General features: G+C 41.0%; 16 protein-coding genes. 9 read left to right on the top strand and 7 right to left on the bottom strand.

Annotation, left to right across the window (positions count from 1 at the left end; genetic code table 11):
- Positions 1 to 33 precede the first annotated feature (33 nt).
- A complete protein-coding gene (locus ACXAFE_RS05715) occupies positions 34 to 1560 on the bottom strand; it encodes a fumarate hydratase (RefSeq protein ID WP_475149826.1) in 1527 nt (508 codons plus the stop codon).
- A gap of 156 nt (positions 1561 to 1716) precedes the next feature.
- Between ACXAFE_RS05715 and pabB the strand changes: the two genes are divergently transcribed.
- The 3 genes from pabB (at position 1717) to ACXAFE_RS05700 (ending at position 5137) form a co-directional block, all read left to right on the top strand.
- Positions 1717 to 3072, top strand: coding sequence for an aminodeoxychorismate synthase component I (pabB, locus tag ACXAFE_RS05710; RefSeq protein WP_475149823.1), 1356 nt, complete (start codon positions 1717 to 1719; stop codon positions 3070 to 3072).
- Between the two features lie 20 nt (positions 3073 to 3092).
- The gene (locus tag ACXAFE_RS05705) at positions 3093 to 3665 is read left to right on the top strand and encodes an NUDIX hydrolase (protein ID WP_475149817.1); all 573 of its coding nucleotides are present in this window, start codon (positions 3093 to 3095) and stop codon (positions 3663 to 3665) included.
- A 95-nt stretch (positions 3666 to 3760) separates the two neighbouring features.
- Positions 3761 to 5137 (top strand): L-serine ammonia-lyase, encoded by a 1377-nt coding sequence (locus ACXAFE_RS05700; RefSeq protein ID WP_475149812.1) that lies wholly within the window; start codon positions 3761 to 3763, stop codon positions 5135 to 5137.
- 63 nt (positions 5138 to 5200) lie between these two features.
- Here ACXAFE_RS05700 and cysB read toward each other — a convergent pair whose 3' ends face one another.
- Positions 5201 to 6178, bottom strand: a complete 978-nt coding sequence (cysB, locus tag ACXAFE_RS05695) for an HTH-type transcriptional regulator CysB (RefSeq protein ID WP_100913165.1) — start codon at positions 6176 to 6178, stop codon at positions 5201 to 5203.
- 222 nt (positions 6179 to 6400) lie between these two features.
- On the opposite strand from cysB, the gene ACXAFE_RS05690 reads away from it, so the two are divergent.
- The 3 genes from ACXAFE_RS05690 (at position 6401) to ACXAFE_RS05680 (ending at position 9502) form a co-directional block, all read left to right on the top strand.
- Entirely contained in the window at positions 6401 to 7945 is a 1545-nt protein-coding gene (locus tag ACXAFE_RS05690; protein WP_475149807.1) for a response regulator, read from the top strand.
- 2 nt (positions 7946 to 7947) lie between these two features.
- Complete coding sequence (locus tag ACXAFE_RS05685; RefSeq protein ID WP_105171583.1) at positions 7948 to 8631, top strand: sensor histidine kinase; 684 nt, start codon at positions 7948 to 7950, stop codon at positions 8629 to 8631.
- A gap of 109 nt (positions 8632 to 8740) precedes the next feature.
- A complete protein-coding gene (locus ACXAFE_RS05680; RefSeq protein ID WP_475149804.1) occupies positions 8741 to 9502 on the top strand; it encodes a hypothetical protein in 762 nt (253 codons plus the stop codon).
- 48 nt (positions 9503 to 9550) lie between these two features.
- Here the strand turns inward: ACXAFE_RS05680 and ACXAFE_RS05675 are convergent, their stop codons facing one another.
- The 3 genes from ACXAFE_RS05675 to ACXAFE_RS05665 all read right to left on the bottom strand — a co-directional run bounded on the left by ACXAFE_RS05675 (position 9551) and on the right by ACXAFE_RS05665 (position 13410).
- Positions 9551 to 10147 (bottom strand): CBS domain-containing protein, encoded by a 597-nt coding sequence (locus ACXAFE_RS05675; protein WP_475149800.1) that lies wholly within the window; start codon positions 10145 to 10147, stop codon positions 9551 to 9553.
- 88 nt (positions 10148 to 10235) lie between these two features.
- Positions 10236 to 12485, bottom strand: a complete 2250-nt coding sequence (locus tag ACXAFE_RS05670) for a response regulator (protein ID WP_475149794.1) — start codon at positions 12483 to 12485, stop codon at positions 10236 to 10238.
- A 124-nt stretch (positions 12486 to 12609) separates the two neighbouring features.
- Complete coding sequence (locus ACXAFE_RS05665; protein WP_475149790.1) at positions 12610 to 13410, bottom strand: M48 family metallopeptidase; 801 nt, start codon at positions 13408 to 13410, stop codon at positions 12610 to 12612.
- A gap of 203 nt (positions 13411 to 13613) precedes the next feature.
- On the opposite strand from ACXAFE_RS05665, the gene ACXAFE_RS05660 reads away from it, so the two are divergent.
- Positions 13614 to 14792 (top strand): multidrug effflux MFS transporter, encoded by a 1179-nt coding sequence (locus tag ACXAFE_RS05660; RefSeq protein ID WP_475149785.1) that lies wholly within the window; start codon positions 13614 to 13616, stop codon positions 14790 to 14792.
- Positions 14793 to 14866: 74 nt separating this feature from the next.
- On the opposite strand, the gene grpE is transcribed toward ACXAFE_RS05660, so the two are convergent.
- The gene (gene grpE, locus ACXAFE_RS05655; RefSeq protein WP_475149781.1) at positions 14867 to 15451 is read right to left on the bottom strand and encodes a nucleotide exchange factor GrpE; all 585 of its coding nucleotides are present in this window, start codon (positions 15449 to 15451) and stop codon (positions 14867 to 14869) included.
- Between the two features lie 56 nt (positions 15452 to 15507).
- Entirely contained in the window at positions 15508 to 16452 is a 945-nt protein-coding gene (locus ACXAFE_RS05650; protein ID WP_475149778.1) for an HrcA family transcriptional regulator, read from the bottom strand.
- A gap of 71 nt (positions 16453 to 16523) precedes the next feature.
- On the opposite strand from ACXAFE_RS05650, the gene nadK reads away from it, so the two are divergent.
- Both nadK and ACXAFE_RS05640 read left to right on the top strand, forming a co-directional pair.
- Positions 16524 to 17402 carry an NAD(+) kinase gene (gene nadK, locus ACXAFE_RS05645; protein ID WP_054980962.1) on the top strand — a complete coding sequence of 293 codons (879 nt, stop codon included), beginning with the start codon at positions 16524 to 16526 and terminating at the stop codon, positions 17400 to 17402.
- A gap of 210 nt (positions 17403 to 17612) precedes the next feature.
- Entirely contained in the window at positions 17613 to 18131 is a 519-nt protein-coding gene (locus ACXAFE_RS05640; RefSeq protein ID WP_475149773.1) for a hypothetical protein, read from the top strand.
- Positions 18132 to 18245 lie beyond the last annotated feature (114 nt).

Raw genomic sequence — 18245 nt, 5'->3', positions numbered from 1 at the left:
TTTACTTTGTTAAACTTGTCGCTCAACCAAAGATTACTTTAGTTTTGCGTCTAGCTCTTCAATTTTTGCTTTCCAGATTGCAGGGCCTGCGCTGTGCGCGTTGTTACCTTCGCTGTCTACCGCTACCGTTACTGGCATATCTTCTACTTCAAACTCGTAGATAGCTTCCATACCTAAGTCTTCAAACGCAACCACTTTTGCTTTCTTAATTGCTTTTGATACTAAGTACGCTGCACCGCCCACTGCCATTAGGTAAATTGACTTATTGTTTTTGATTGATTCAACTGTTGCAGGGCCGCGCTCTGCTTTACCAATCATACCTACAATGCCAGTGTTCTCTAGCATTAAGTCAGTAAATTTATCCATACGTGTTGCCGTTGTTGGACCTGCAGGACCTACCGCTTCATCGCCTACTGCATCTACAGGGCCTACGTAGTAGATAAATTTATTTGTGAAATCAACACCCTCAGGTAAGCCTTCGCCTGAATTAATCATGTCTTGCAAACGCTTATGCGCAGCATCACGACCCGTTAAGATTTTACCGCTTAGAAGTACTGTTTCGCCCATCTTCCAATCGGCTGTGTCTTCTTTTGTTAAGGTATCAAGGTTAACACGGCGTGTATCTTCACCTACTTCAAACGTTACTTCTGGCCAATCTTCTAGCTTAGGCGCTTTCAGATCTGCAGGGCCTGAACCGTTTAATGTGAAGTGAACGTGACGCGTTGCCGCACAGTTAGGGATCATCACTACTGGCTTAGATGCCGCGTGTGTTGGTGCTGTTTTGATTTTAATATCAACAACGGTAGTTAAACCGCCAAGGCCTTGTGCGCCAATACCGGTTTTATTTGCGCGCTCAAAAATCTCTAAACGTAGCTTTTCTTCCGCTGTTTCTGCACCGCGCTCCATTAACTCATGAATATCTACCGGATCCATCAGTGATTCTTTTGCAAGTACCGCTGCTTTTTCAGCTGTACCACCAATACCTATACCTAACATGCCAGGTGGACACCAGCCCGCACCCATTGTTGGTAGCGTCTTTTCAACCCAAGCTGCAACATCATCTGACGGGTTAAGCATAACCATTTTAGTTTTGTTTTCAGAGCCGCCGCCCTTCGCTGCAATCATTACTTCAACTTCAGCGCCAGGCACCATGTCGATGTGCACAACTGACGGCGTGTTATCTTTAGTGTTTTTGCGGCTGCCTGCTGGGTCTGCAACAATTGAAGCACGCAGAGGGTTATCTGGGTTAAGGTATGCGCGGCGTGTGCCTTCATCAACCATTTGCTGAACCGTCAAGTTGGTTTTATCCCATTTAACGTCCATACCCACTTTAACGAAACACGTCACAATACCCGTATCTTGACACAGTGGGCGCTTACCTTCTGCCGACATACGTGAGTTAATTAAGATTTGTGCAATCGCATCTTTAGCCGCTTTGCTTTCTTCTTTTTGGTACGCTTTATCAAGCGCTTGTACGAAATCTAGTGGGTGATAAAACGAAATGTATTGCAATGCATCTTCGATGCTGTCAATAAAGTCTTGCTGACGGATAGTGCTCATTATGTATCCTTATTATATGCCGTGACGGTGGCAAATGTTTACAGTGTGAATAGTGTCAAACACAGCTTACTCATGCAATCTGTGCAGTAATTCGTTAAACTATGCATGTATAATAACCTCCCAACTCGTTTGCGACCAGTCTGGTAGTTAAAGTTAATGATAAATGAACAATTAATATGCAAAAAATTAGACTTAGCGCTAACTAGCGAGCACGTTTTTAGTTTTTTTGCAGATTTGCAGTATGCCATTTTCTTAGATTCGGCAAACCCAGCACACCCTAATAACCGTTTCGACATTATTGTGATTAACCCTATTTCACTGATTGAAGTGAAAAACAATGTGACTTATGTTGATAATAACCAAGCGGTGTGTGATGGCTTTAGTGCAATACACCAAGCAATAAGCCCATTTGTAAAAGATAAAGCCCCATTTGATTTACCGTTTTCAGGCGGTGCTTTAGGTTTATTCAGTTACGATTTAGGCCGCTCAATTGAGGTGATGCCAGAAATCGCTAAAAATGATATCGATTTAGGCCAAATGGTAGTGGGTATTTATCCCGATGCCCTAATATTTGATCATCACAAAAAACAGTGGTTTTATATCGCACAGCCATGTTGTGATAGCGAAACACGCTTAAGTAATTACCTTGCGCCGCTTACAGGGGCTCAAAGCGAGCGTATGCCGTTTGCCTTAACAACTAAGTGGCAATCAAACCTCACAAAAGACGGTTATGGTGAGCGCTTTAATAAAGTGCAAGCATACTTAAAAAGTGGCGATTGCTACCAAATCAATCTGGCACAGCGCTTTGATGCAAGTTTTACTGGCAACCCTTGGCTTGCCTATTGTAAGTTGCGAAGCGCTAACCAAGCGCCATTTTCGGCATTTATCAATACCGGTGAGCAACAAATACTCTCTCTTTCACCTGAGCGTTTTATTCAGGTAAAAGAACGCCACGTTGAAACCAAGCCAATAAAAGGCACAGTGCCGCGCAGCCAAGATGCAAAAATTGATGACGCCAATAAAGCACGTCTTGCAAATTCAACGAAAGATCGCGCTGAAAACGTGATGATTGTTGATTTACTTAGAAACGATTTAGGTAAAGTAGCTAAACCGGGTACCGTTGAAGTACCTAAGCTCTTTGAGATTGAAAGCTTTAACGCAGTGCATCATTTAGTATCAACGGTTACATCTACCCTTGCCGATGGCTACAGTGCGATTGATCAATTAAAAGCGGCATTTCCCGGTGGCTCGATTACTGGTGCGCCAAAAATCCGTGCAATGGAAATTATTGAAGAGTTAGAACCTCATCGCCGCTCCATCTATTGTGGCTCAATTGGCTATATTTCGGCCTGTGGCACCATGGATACCAGCATTACTATTCGCACCCTCGTTTGTGAAAAAGGTAAAATTTATTGCTGGGCTGGCGGTGGCGTAGTTGCCGACTCAACTCTTGAGTCTGAGCTGCAAGAAACATACGATAAAGTAAATCGTATTTTACCTGTACTTGAATAGCTACCCGCTTTGTACGTGTTATGCAGTTAAGTGAATTTCTCGCCCGTTTTCATATTCAACAACCAAGCAATGACGTTGGCTTTCCAATACAAATGCGTAATATTGCTAAGCAAAGCGCCGTATTGGTGCCGCTGGTTAATGTAAGCGGTGAAATTCACCTGTTGCTGTGTAAACGCCCAAACTATTTAAAGCACCACCCCGGGCAAATTTGTTTTCCTGGCGGAAAGGTTGAGCATTCGGACGATAACCTACTTGCAACAGCCCTTCGTGAAACTCGTGAAGAAATCGGCATTATAGTGGATAATAATCATGTTATCGGTGATATGGACAGTTATTGGACGCTCACCGGATTTGAAATAAAACCTTATATTGCTCTACTTCCCGAAAAACCCAATTTGGTACTAGCAACCAATGAAGTCGCCAGTGCATTTTATTTACCGCTGTCACAGCTTATAAATCAAGAAAATTGGCAAGATATTCAATTCACACGTCAGTTTTCTGCCTATACTCTAACTGGGTTTCAAACTGAATACGGCTTGCTTTGGGGTGCCACTGCGCAAATCATTCGCAATTTGATTAAACATCTAAATTAAGCACATAAGCATTAATCATACTAATTAAAGTTAACATGATTATAAATTAGAGTTATGATATCCGGCCGTTCAAAGATTAAGTAAGAGATATTCGTATGATAAGTGCATTCGATATGTTTAGTATCGGCATTGGTCCTTCCTCATCACATACTGTGGGCCCGATGCGCGCTTCAAGACTGTTTGTAAAGTCATTACAAGAGCAAGCGCTATTAGAGCAAGTAACCAGTGTTCGCTGTGAATTGTTTGGCTCACTCGGACAAACGGGTATTGGTCATGGTTCGGGTAAAGCGGTTATTTTAGGCCTTGCAGGTCACGATCCAGAAACTATTGATGCCGATCTGGTGCCAAGCATTTTAGATAAAATCGAAAAAGAAGAAACTATCTATCTTGATCAAAGCCATGCTGCGGCATTTCCAAAAAAAGACGCCATTGTATTTCACCGTCGTAAAACCTTGCCAAAGCATTCAAATGCAATGGAACTACAAGCATTTAACGGCGAACAATGTGTCTTCCGTGAGGTTTTTTATTCTATTGGTGGCGGCTTTATTGTTCGCGACGCTGACTTTGAACAAGAAAAGCAAGCTGCACTAACGATACGCGAAGAAAACCCTGCACCATACCCATTTGATACGGGCGCAGAGTTAATGGCGCAGTGTAAAGAGCACGGTTTAAGTGTGCCAGCCCTAATGATGGCAAACGAAAAAACCCTTAAAACAGAAAGCGAAATCACTGACGAGCTATACAATATTTGGTTGGTGATGAAAGCGTGCGTTGAGCGCGGTATGCGCACTGAAGGTATTTTACCGGGCGGTTTAAAAGTAAAACGTCGTGCACCGAGCCTACACCGTCAACTGAACATTGAAACACATAACGATCCGCTACGTGCAATGGAATGGGTTGATTTATTTGCCCTTGCTGTAAATGAAGAAAATGCTGCTGGCGGTCGTGTTGTTACCGCACCGACAAACGGTGCCGCAGGCATACTTCCAGCGGTGCTAATGTACTACCACACATTCATTAAAGAAGTAGATAAAGACATTGCAACGCGTTACCTGCTAACCGCTGCTGCGATTGGTATTCTTTACAAAAAGAACGCATCAATTTCAGGTGCAGAAGTAGGCTGCCAAGGTGAAGTGGGCGTTGCTTGCTCAATGGCAGCGGGCGCACTCACTGAAATTTTAGGCGGCAATGTTGAGAAAGTTGAAAATGCCGCTGAAATTGGTATGGAACATAACTTAGGTTTAACTTGCGACCCTGTTGGTGGTCTTGTACAAGTACCGTGTATTGAACGAAATGCAATGGGTGCAGTAAAAGCAATTAACGCATCACGCCTTGCAATGCGTGGCTCAGGTGAGCAAAAAGTATCGCTTGATAAAGTAATCAAAACCATGTGGGACACAGGTAATGATATGAAAACCAAGTACAAAGAGACAGCTCGAGGCGGACTCGCTGTAAATATCATTGAGTGTTAATCACAGTTAACAGATACAAAAAACGCCACATAATGTGGCGTTTTTTTTGAGTCAAAATTGGTCTTAACGAACCGGTAACTCAATATCCTTAAATAGATGGTCGACATCATCTTGATTGCGTAACATGCACGCACGCTCAACAATGGTTTTATCCAGATGTGGCGCAAAGCGCTCAATGAAATCATACATGTAACTGCGTAGGAAAGTGCCTTTTCTGAAGCCAATTTTTGTGGTGCTTGCTTCAAATAAGTGGCTTGCATCAATTACCACGAGATCTTTGTCGTTCATTTCATCAATGGCCATTGATGCCACAACACCTACACCTAAGCCTAAGCGCACATAAGTTTTAATTACGTCAGCGTCGGTTGCGGTGAACACGATTTGCGGCTCTAAACCATGCTTAGTAAAGGCTTTATCTAGCTCTGAACGCCCAGTAAAACCAAACACATAAGTGATTAATGGGAACGCAGCAACATCTTGAATCGTGAGATTATTTGCTTTAGCAGCAAGTGGGTGATCTTTTGCCACCACAATACTGCGATTCCAGTGATAACACGGCAACATAATTAAATCGGTGTACAAATGCAACGCTTCTGTTGCGATGGCAAAATCTGCGTCTCCGCGCGCGGCAGCATCAGAGATTTGCTGCGGTGTACCTTGATGCATATGCAGGGATACTTTCGGGTATTTGTTCATAAACCCTTGGATCACGTTTGGCAAAGCGTAACGCGCTTGGGTATGCGTAGTTGCGATATTCAACTTACCTTGATCTGGTAAGGTATGCTCGTTGGCAACCGCTTTAATGCTTTCAACTTTCGCCAAAATCTCACGAGAGATATTGATAATGTCTTTGCCCGCCGGCGTAACATGCGTTAAATGTTTACCGCTACGACCGAAGATTTGCACACCTAGCTCATCTTCGAGCATACGCACTTGTTTAGAAATACCAGGTTGCGAGGTATATAAGTTTTCAGCGGTGGCTGAAACATTAAGATTGTGATTGAGTACTTCAACAATGTACTTTAGCTGCTGTAATTTCATAGCGAGTATTTTGTATTTATTATTACCTTTATTTATATACTTTTGTCTCTTTTATGCCAAGCATAAATTCAAAACTTACGTATTTATTCCATTTTTAACTACAAACTACCTTAGTATTTTGTAAAAGTCAGAAAAAAGCGTCTAAATTATTAGTATCAAAAATAATTTTCTGCTTTTATGGTTAATCCTCTGCAACGATACAAATCTATCTCGGTGCTTATTTTGGATGATTTTTCCGAATTCCGCCTATCACTAAAACAAATGGTAGAAAGTTTTGGTGTTCACCATGTGGATGTGTGTACCAATGCCGAAGATGCTCTTTCCTGCTACAGCGAACATCAACATGATATCTTGTTAGTCGATTACAACTTAGGTGATGGTTTAAATGGGCTGCAGCTGCTTGCTGAGCTCAATCATCGCAACTTACTAAAATACGGCACAAATTATGTACTGATCACCGGTGAAACTGCCTCAGATTTAGTGATGGGGGCACTTGAATACCGCCCCGACGATTACCTTGCAAAACCATTTACCAAAACAACCCTGAAATCTCGCTTAGATAAGCTTGTTGAAAAAAGCCTCGCGTTTAAGCCTATTTATACCGCGTTAAATCAAGATAAGCCAAAAACGGCCCTTGAGCTTTGCGACCAGCTAATGGCAAAAAACAAACGCGTTGGTATTGAATGTTTGCGCCTTAAGGCTGAAATTTATTTAAAACAACTTAAATATGCGCAAGCACTCAGCATTTATAATTCAATTTTGCATAAGCGAGAACTTAGTTGGGCACAAATGGGCGCAGCGATTTGCCATTTGGCGCTATCACAAAGCGATCAAGCATTAAGCCTTTGTAAACTGATTACCACTAAAAATCCACAAGCCGTTGAAGCATACGACCTTGCTTGTGAATGCTTTATTCAACAACACGACTTCGAAGCGGCATACGCAATTACACAAAAAGCCATTGCCGCATCGCCCAACTCAATTGTTAGGCAGCGCCAGTTAGCCTTATTAGCAACCCGCTACAATGAGCTGGAAAATGCCTTTAATGCTTACAAACGCGTTATGCAATTAGCCAAGTATTCATGCTTAGCGCAACTCGATGACTATATAAATCAGTTATGTGTTTGCACACAGATACAATTAACGGATCAAGCAAACTTTGTGCGACGCGCAAAAAAAGAGTACCCCGCAATTTATCGTACAATCACAAAACTCTACCCCGGTGTGCAAAGTCAATTAGCAATTGAAATACATCAAGTATTTGTTGAGTACTTAGTTAACAAAGACGGCGCAAAAGGTGAGAAGCTCATTTTAGTGGTAGATAAAATTGTTGATTACCCAGACGCACTCAATTCGGCATTTATTAACTTGCTCGAAATCATAATGAAGCACGCCGATATTGAAGTGGTTACCGCCAAGCTCGACCCAATTATTACGCGCGGTAAAGCGAAGATTATTTCACACGAAGACCACGAAAAATCAGAGAACTTCAATCAACAAGGCATGGTGAAATACAAAGAGAAAGCATTTGAAAGCGCTCAAGGGGCATTTGCAACTGCCCTAGCCAATGCCCCTAACAACCCAAATATTGCATTAAACCTGTTACAAGCGGCGTACCAATTGCATAAACAAAATCAAAAGTTCACATTAACAAAGCGTCAATTTGCGTTGTCATTTAATGCGTTAAAAACGTTAGCGCCTCACGACCATCGTCACAAGCAAAGTCAAAGTCTGTTAAACTTTGCTAAAGCTAAATTAACGGGATAATTATGGACCATAATAAGCTCGACTTTTCCGTTGTCCTTGGTGCAAGTATGCACGATATGAAAAACTCACTGTGTATGCTGCTTCAATCGATGGAAACAATTAGTCAAAGTATTGAGCAAACGCCACAAGCACAATCTGAATTCGCCAAGATTCATTACGAAGTTGCCCGCGTTAATTCCAACTTATTACAAGTACTAGCCCTTTATCGTGAACACAACGCACAACTGCCGCTCAATATTGAAGAGCATTTTTTAGATGACTTAGTCGACGAACTGCTTGCTAAAAATGAGCTTTATATCACCAACAAAAATATTGATGTCAGTTGTGATATTGAACAAGATCTGGCGTGGTTTTTTGACGCTGACCTAATTGCCAACTTACTTAATGACATTCTTATTAACGCACTAAAATACACAGCATCGAAAATTCTCATTAGCGCACATCAACAAAACGATAAGCTTGTTATTGAAATTCACGATAATGGCGAAGGCTACCCCGAAAGCATGCTAGAGAAAGCCAATAATGAAATGTCTGCCGCCCTTATCAGCCAAGGGCGTACTGGGCTGGGTATCTATTTCGCTAATTTAATTGCATCTGCACATGTAAATAAAGAAACCAAAGGACATATCGCGCTTGCCAATGACGGGCGATTAGGTGGCAGCAAATTTACCCTTGTTTTGCCGTAAAAAAAGCTGGTAATAAAGTGCTATTATTAGAACTTTCCTTTTAACAACACTACACTAAGTAATTAGAATTAGTTAAGATTAGGGCAATTATAAGAATGAGAAAAACTCCATGGTAGTTTATATTATCATCACGCTAATAGTGGCACTAATTGTTATTGGCGTTTGGGTCAACGCGGTACAGCAGCATAAAGAAAAACAAAATGCTGAGCGACGTCAGGAGCTTACAAAGCAGAAAAAGATCATTGAAGAGACTGAAGAAGTGTTGATGAATTCTGCTAATATTCCAATGTCAAAAGCCCTCTTTTCCGTACTATATCGACGCATTTATACTGCATTAGCGGTAATGGCTGAACTTTCTCCCAATTCTAAAGAAATCAAAAACCGATTAACGGAAGCTAAAGAGCGTATCGAAAATTCTTCAAGCCAAGATTCCTCTGCTGAACGCATTGCGCTACCTGACAATGAAAAACAAGTAATTGCGTTATTACAAGGTGTAAAAAAGCTACGCAGCATAGTTCGCTCTGAGCATTCAAAAGGCAAAATTGATACACAAGTGTTCTTAAACGAAGATAAACGTTTAGAAAAAATGCAATTACAAGTAAATATCGACAGCCAATTAAAACGCGGCAAAGCAGCGCGTAGTGCTAATATGCTCGGTTCTGCACGCCAGTATTTTGAAAAAGCGCTTGCGGTAATTAATTCGCTCAACTATACAGACGAGTATGTCGCGTCACGCAAACAAGAAATAGAAGATATGCTTGAAGAAATAATGACCGAGCTAAAAGCAACCAACGCGAGTGATGCAAAGAAAAAGCTTGATAACGAAAAAGATGACTTAGATGAACTCTTTGCACCAAAGAAAAAATGGTAAGTTAATTCAATTCATTTAAAAAGGGCGTACATTACGCCCTTTTTCATATTATGTGGTTTTGTTTTTTTCTAGTTGCGCAAACACCACATCGAAAATTTCTTTAAAGGTGTGTGCCTTCTCATTAATATTAATTGGGATATGTAATGCCCTTGCGATATCGCTCGCAGAAATAAGTCCGCGTAAAGTATGCTCTTTATCGATCAATAATACATGCTGCTGACCGAGATTTTTTAGCGTTGCCAATACATCACCTATGGTGTAATTGTTAATTTTTGCAAAATCAATAGCGCGCATTTCATCTTTCTTTAGCATTAAGTTCTCAACCGACAAATCACCTCGAGAGACATTTCTAAGCTGTGCGATATGCAGAACTTTGTACGATGATAAATCACTTGAACTTATCACCCCCATAAAGTTCTCGTCGTGATCGATTACGATTTTTGATCGCACATGGCCCATTTTCATCATATACAGCGCTTGGTCAACTAAAACGTCTTTTTCGATTAGCTGTGGCCGTTTTTGACTAAAGTCAGTGACAATGTGAGAGGCGTTACTTGAAATATCGAGAGCTTGATTACCACATATATTCGAAATCGACTGCACATTATTTAAAGGGATTGTTTCAATCACCCTAAAGTTTGCCATAAATCCTCCTCATAAATGAGAAAAAGAATGCTAAGTGTCACGCGACACTTCAATTGAAGCAGTTACTTTTAACTATGGCGAACAGTGGCTAATTTTTCAAACTATTGAACATTTTATGTTCTTCTATATGCAGTTTAAATTGCGACAATACATCCAACAGCTCAACCGGTAGAAACGGTTTAAATAATACCTCATCGATACCGAAAGACTTACAATAGCTATACTCATCTTCACGATCACTCGACGTAACCGCAATTATCGGTACGCCAATTTTATCGCCTGGCTCTTGCATACGTATTGTTTGAGCGGCTTCATATCCACTCATTTTAGGCATAGCACAGTCCATTAGAATAATATCTATTTCATGCTGATGCTGCTGCCACAGTGCCACTGCTTCTTCACCATCAGCGGCAACAATCACATTATCGCCACGGTTCATTAAAATCGCGCTAAGAACGCGTTGGCTAATCGGTGCGTCATCAGCTATTAATACGGTTAACGGCACGGTTTCTTGTGGCGTAACTACATCGTTGCTCTGCTTAATGTTATTGACCAAAGCCGATTTAATATCACTTGGGTGCTTTGGTAGTTGCCACACTTGGTTATAGCCAATGTTTGTCATTCTGCTAACATCTACATCCGCAATCTCATCACCAAATACAATTAAATTTGCTGGACGATTAAATCTGTGACGGTTAATTTTTTCATAAAAACTAATTAATTGATTTTCAAGCTCATTGTGTGACAACAATACAAAGTCGAATCCAGCAAACTGTAAATCATCCCCCAGCATATAATTAAGCGCAGCCTCAGCATCTTGTACATGGGTGACTTGCATTTGCCACTGTGCAAAAAGCTCACTTAGATAACGCGCTAAAAACAACTTACTATCTAAAATTAAGACACGTTTATTGGCAAGTACCCCCTCATCATCAAGGTGATTTTCAATTAATGTACTGGTTGGCAGCGCTAAGGTAAATCTAACATCGGTGCCAAGCCCTGCTTTTGAGTTAACCGTAAATGTGCCGCCCATTAAGGTCACCAGGTTTTGGGCGATTGTTAAGCCAAGCGCATTAGATGAGTTACCCTTTTTGGCTTTTGATTTCGGATTATTTAACTGCGCGAGTACAGTTTCATCAATGCCTTGACCGTTGTCACGTACGCTAATTGTCAGCTCTGACAAGCCCGTCGTTACTTCGGCGTCTACATTAATCGAAATATCGCCACGATCAGAATATTTAATTGCTTTGTTTACAAGGTTACAAATAACCTGCTTTAAACGCACCGAGTCACCGACTAAATAGCTATTTATAGCCGGGTCAACATAAGTGACTAAGCGTAGATTTTTCTCTTTCGCTCGCAACTCGCATTCTTGGAAAATCTCACGAATCAATGCATGAATATCGAAAATATGCTGGTCGAGTGCGAGTTGGCTGTGCTCAATTTTGGAGTAATCTAAAATACCATTTAGCAGCTCAAGCATATTAAACGCGCTTTTTTGAATAACACTAACGTAGCTGTGTTGGCGGTGATCAAGCTTGGTTTCTGATAACAAATGCGCCATACCCAAAAGCCCATTCATTGGCGTTTTTACTTCCATACTGATATTAGCGAGATATTCACCTTTTAGTTTATTGGCATTCTGCTCTGCTTGCTTTTGCTTTTTAAGATCGCCAAATGATTTAGACAAGGCTCCCATCATGGCGTTAAATTCTACAACAAGGCGATTAATTTCATCATCGCGCGCTTGTTTTCGATCGAGTTTGAATTCTTCCGGTGCCGACATATTCACGTGGCTCATTGAATAAGCCAAATGATTTAAATGACGGGTTACTAGTAAGTGCACTAAGGTGAAAATGATCATAGATACAATAAAGGTCTTTGCACCTTGAGTAAGCAAAGTTACCACGACTTTGTCTGCAAGGTAGCCATACACACCCGACATATCCATTACTACAATCAGTTCACCCAAATGGTATTTGGTCCGATTAAATCGGTAATCTATGGCCCAAGATTTACTTTTCGCGTATTTGGTTTGCGTTTTATTTACGGTAAGACGGTTGGCATTATCTTGCCAAATCGTTACTGACGATACGTTAGGAAGTTCGCTAATACCCTGTAGTAACAATTCAAGTTGCTTTTCATCTTCCGCCCAAAGTGCATTGGTAACCGAAGGTAAATGACTTTTTTCAATTTGCTGAAACCCTTGGTCGATCACGCTGAGATCGCGCTTATAGTCCATCCAAATAATGGTACTGGTTATCATCAGTGTAAGAATGGAGCTGGTCAGTAAAATACCAACAAGCAGTTGTTTTGCTAGGGGGTTTTTCAGTTTCAACGGACTACATTAAATTATAATTATTCTTATTTATAAATGTAGACCAAGCTGGCGTTTTTTTAAACTTTTAATTTGAATTTCTAATTGAGTAAAAATCAATTTACTCAATTAGAAAAAAGCGTCGTTATTCGCAGTGAGGACGTTTATTTTGTGCTTTTGCTTGATTGTGTAATGCCATCGCATCTGGCATCCAGCTACGCAAATCACTAATACGGGTATCTGATGATGGGTGCGTTGATAAAAATTCCGGTGGTGCACCGTTATTATTTGCTGCCATATTACGCCATAATTCAACTGACTGCTTTGGATTAAACCCTGCTTTTGCCATCAGATCTAAGCCTATTTTATCGGCTTCGCTTTCATGCATACGACTAAACGGCATCATGCCTAAATATTCAGCACCTACACCTAACGCCATCATAGTTTCATTGTGTAAACGGTTTCCTTGCGAACGACTATACGCGTCTGCAACTTGCAGAGTGGCCTGTTTAATACCGGCTGCAGTCATACGTTCATTTGAATGCTCGGCAATTACATGCCCAACTTCGTGGCCAAGTACTGTGGCTAATTGGTCTTGCCCTTGTGCTACTTTTAATAGCCCCGTATGTACGCCTATTTTACCACCAGGAAGCGCAAATGCATTTGCAGATGGTTCTTCAAACACTACAACTTCCCATTGTTGATTTGCGTATTTTGCAGGAAGCACTGAAATAACGTTATCAGCAACACATTGCACATAGCGATTGATTTTGACATCGGTGTTAATTGGTTGCTGCTTTTTCATTTGAACAAAGCTTTGTTTGCCAAGCTGGTTCATTTCCGCTTCAGAATACATGGCAATTTGTGTGCGCCCTGTTGGACTCGATTTACACCCAATCAGCGTGGCAGCCACTGAAAGTGAGAACAATACATGAGATAATTTCATTACGTTTTCCCTAATGTCGTTTAGCGCTGTTTAACAAATATTGATTTTGCAATATTTACCATCACAAAGCCCTGAATTGGTAAGGTAATTTATTTTTAACAATAAACCTACAATTTAGCAAAGCGCTTAATCGGATCTGTTGTATCAAATCAAGTATTTTACACGTAAAATAGGGTTCCCCGATACCCTGAATAAGTATTTCTGTGACTGAAAAAACGTTATCTAAATCCATCTTACCCCTACTATCGGCGCTCGTCGCAACAACGCCATTAGCAATTGACCTGTACTTACCTGCTTTTGTTGCAATATCAAGCTACTTCAACACCGATATGGCGCAAGTCCAACTCTCTTTAAGTAGTTATTTAGCCGGCTATGCGATAGGCATGATGTTATTTGGACCGCTAATTGATCAAAAAGGCAGGCGTTTGTTCGCACTCTTTGGCTTGCTGGGCTTTGGCTTATGTTCTTTTTTACTTACCGTTACACAATCTGTTGATGCCTTTATTGTTTTACGCTTTGCGCAAGCATTTTTTGGCTCTGCTGTCACCGTCGTCGTACCTGGCATTATTCGCTATATGTATCAAGAAAACACCGCTAAAGGCATGTCTTACGTGTCGATGATTATGATGTTAGCACCCCTGCTCGCACCAAGTATCGGCAGTGTGTTAATGATCACCTGGCATTGGCATGCTATTTTTTATGCACTGACGATTTATGCTGGTGTGCTGTTTGTATTAGCCTATTTTTATTTAAAAGAAGTACCTATTCACCCCAGCAAAATTAAAGGTTTGGCGCTGTTTTTTTCAAACTATCGCATTGTGCTCACAAACAAAAAAGCACGTTTTGATATTGTTATTTCCATGCTCGCCTCTTTCGCGTTCTTTTGCTTTTTAACCAAAGTATCAGCAATTTATATGGCACACTTTAAGGTGAGTGAAACCCTATTTGGGGTGTTATTTGCATTTAATGTATTGGCGTTAATGTTAGGTAACTTTATTAATACCCGGTTAGTGCCTAAATTTGGCTCGCGTAAAATGCTCAATATTGGCTTAGCCATTAGCTTTATTGCGGTAACTTGCCTTATTTTAGTCAGTGTATTTACGCACAATGTGTATTTGGTTGCAGCGTTTATCGCGCCACTGATGATGAGTTTAGGCATTATGGCAACCAACGCCGATGCGCTGATTTTAATAAATTTCAAGAAGAAATCTGGAACAGCTACCGCTGTGATAGGTACTCTACGCTTTGGTAGTGGCGCCTTTGCTGGCCCAATTTTAGCGTTTATCCCATTACCGCCAAGTATCGGGTTTGCGGTTGCTATGGCAATGGCAGTAAGCGGTATTTTAATCTGCCAATTAAAGCAGTTAAAGTTCGGCCATTAGTACATTTTAGTTGCCACAACAGGCACAAAAAAAGCTGTACCAGGGTTACAGCTTTTTTGCATTCTTAAGCACTATTATTCAGCAGCTTTAGACACCATTACCATTGCTGGACGAAGTAAACGACCATTTAATAGGTAACCTTTTTGCATTACGGCAATAACAGTGTTTGGTGCAACATCAGCAGATGGCTGAATTGACATTGCTTGGTGGAATTCAGGGTTAAACGTTTCGCCTTGTGGCGCAACCACTTCAACACCAAACTTTGCTACGGCATCAACAAAGCTTTTTGCCGTCATCTCAACACCTTCGATAACCGGCTTAATGTGTTCGTTTTCTTTGTCAGCAAACTCAATCGCGCGCTCTAAGTTATCAAGCACAGGTAGTAGTTCATTGGCGAATTTTTCAAGGGCAAACTTGTGCGCTTTTTCAACATCTTGCGCTGTACGACGACGCATGTTTTCAACTTCTGCGGCAGCGCGTACTACACTGTCTTTTTGCTCTTCAATTGCTTGCTTCGCTGCTTCAAGCTCTGCATTTAATACCGCAATTTCCGCTTCTGCGCTTAGCTCTTCACCACCTTGTTGTAGCTCTTCTGCTACTTGGTCAAGGGTTTCCTGTACTTCTGCTTCTTGCTCTGGCTGATTATTTTGCTCAGACATTGATACTCTCCGAAATCTTACAACTGATGCTAATTATGGGGATTGATAAACGCCTTTCAAGAGCTAATAGCGCAATTAATCGATATTTCGTTGATAATTGCTTCAATTTTCGCCGACTTTGGACAGAGCACACATAAACGGCCTTGGTATATCTCTTGTAAAAAGTAAGGCACGCTCAGTAATAAATAGTCTTCCAACGCACCAAACGGCAAGTTGTCGTGGTACATAACCGACATGCCCATTTTCATCGCTAACTTTTGTTCTACATAATCTAAAAATGGCGCGCCAATTTGATTTAACTGCTCGCTAGACAATGCACCAAATAAATAGTGACTGCCAATAACAATGCTACTATCTACATGCAGTTTTTCAGCGAGCGCTTTAATCCACATACCAAGCGAACCATGACAAAACATTGGTGCACTTTGGCGCATCGCCGCCATGCGGCGTAACCCTTCAGCCAAGTTATGCCCTGCAAAAACAGTATTTAGCCACGCATTAAACTGATTGCGTAATGCATCGTTTGCTTCGCGAGGCTTGGTAATTTGAATGTTTTGGCTATTACCGTCTCTATCGAACAATAAAATAAGCCAGTTTTCAAAGCTAAAATCGAGCACTTCTGCACGATAAATATGTTGCTGCATCGCCTCTGGCAAACTCACCAACACACACAGTTTATATTGTTGACTTAAGCGGTGTGAAAATTCGGTAAGGTTTTGCGCACTGGGTTCCCAATAGTCTGCAATATCCGAAAGTTGAAAAAATTCATCAAACCAATAGCTAAAACCTAGCTCTGTTGGTACACGTCCCGAAGAAGTGTGAGGCGCATACAATAGCCCCGACTTTTCCATACGCGCCATTGCATTGCGTACTGTCGCACTGCAAATATTAATTTGTTTCTGCTTTACCACATGGCTTGATGCAACTGGCGTACCTTCACCATTGCAATATAAGTCCATAACGGCAGAAAAAATGAGTTGATCACGGGCGCTTAATTTCATGATTATTATTTATGGCCTGATGATTAAAAATCAAGATATACTGTAGGCAAGACTTTATCAGTGACGATTTTATGGCACAAGTATTTAATAACATAGGATTGATTGGCAAACCGAACCATGAAGGCGCGGCTGTAACACTTGCCAAACTGCATACTTTTTTAACGGCACTCGGTTATCAAGTTTACGTTGAAAGCCGTGTCGCTGAACCCATTGTCGATGAAGAGCATTCAGCGTCGTTAGTTGAAATTGGCCGCAACTGTGATTTAGCGATTGTGGTTGGAGGTGACGGTAATATGCTAGGTGCAGCTCGTGTATTGGCCCGCTTTGATATTGCGGTTATCGGCGTGAATAGAGGTAATCTCGGTTTTCTGACCGATCTTGATCCCGATAATTTTGAGCGCGAGCTTGAACAAGTTTTGGCTGGTAAATTTAGTGAAGAAAAACGCTTCTTGCTGGAAGTGGAAATCTATCGCCATGAAGTACTAAAAAGCTCAAACACGGCGGTTAACGAAGCCGTACTGCATGCCAATAAAGTTGCACACATGATTGAGTTTGAAGCCTTTATTGATAGAGAGTTTGTATTCTCGCAAAAATCTGACGGCCTTATTGTGTCAACGCCAACAGGCTCTACAGCCTATAGTCTTTCTGGCGGCGGACCCATTTTAAACCCGAAGCTCAACGCCATTTCATTGGTGCCTATGTTTCCACACACACTAACCAGCCGTCCACTTGTGGTGGATGCAAACAGTGAAGTAAAACTGGCATTGAGCCCTGCTAATGATGTGGACTTACAAGTGAGTTGTGATAGTCATGTTGTGTTAGCGGTATTGCCAGGTGATGAAATTGTGATCAAACGAAGTGAGCAACAGTTGCGCATGGTACATCCAAGCAAATATTCGTATTACAATGTACTGCGCCAAAAGTTAAACTGGGGCAGTCGTTTATATTAATCAACCTGAAATCAAAATAACAAATTAAGTTCTAGTGGATACCAAGGCATTGCATCGTTAAATGTGCGTACACTCGCTTTATTTTATCGCACAAATTTGTCTTGTACTTGGAAAACCTATAAAACTAGAACGCACAAGAACATTATTGCTAAGTGTGTTACGCAATTTACTTAGTCAGATTCAGAGTAATCATTTGAAAGGAAAGAAAAAGTGGGGTTTGTAGTATTTTTAACCACCGTTTTATTAATTGTACTGTTAACGACATTTTTAGTCATAGATAACAATCGAAAAAAAGCATTAGCACTTGAAAAGCAACAACAAAGCGAACGTATCGAAGTTGTCAGCTCACGTTACAGCAAAATAGTGCAAAGCTATGGTAAATCACGCATTGTAAAACCAAAAGACATTAGTGGGTTATCGCAAATCAACAACAATTACTTTGTAATGCAACGTAAAAATGATGAAACCATTACACACTACGAACAAGTAATCGGTAACCTAACTGACTTACTCGAAAATGAGTTGCTAAAGTTTGAATCGGCAGACGATAAACTAACGTTAAGTAAACAAATCTATGCCTTTGTCGAACAATTACCGACATCTGGCCACCAATTCAACAGTGATTTTTATTTGCATCAATTGCCTTCATTAAGCCAACAGGTGATCACACCAACACTTGCATCTACTGGTGAAAACGTTGAGCCAGAACTTCACGAAGAAAACGTTTAATTTGATCTGCGCTAAAGGCTAAATACTGGCTATTGGCGCAATCCCTTTTCAATACTTCTGCTTACGTCTTTTTTCTTCCGCAGCAAAATATCTTCATTTTTAACTTGCCTATTT

This window comes from Pseudoalteromonas sp. ABV4_021 (genome assembly GCF_056159365.1).
This window is presented reverse-complemented; position numbering and strand designations above follow the sequence as displayed.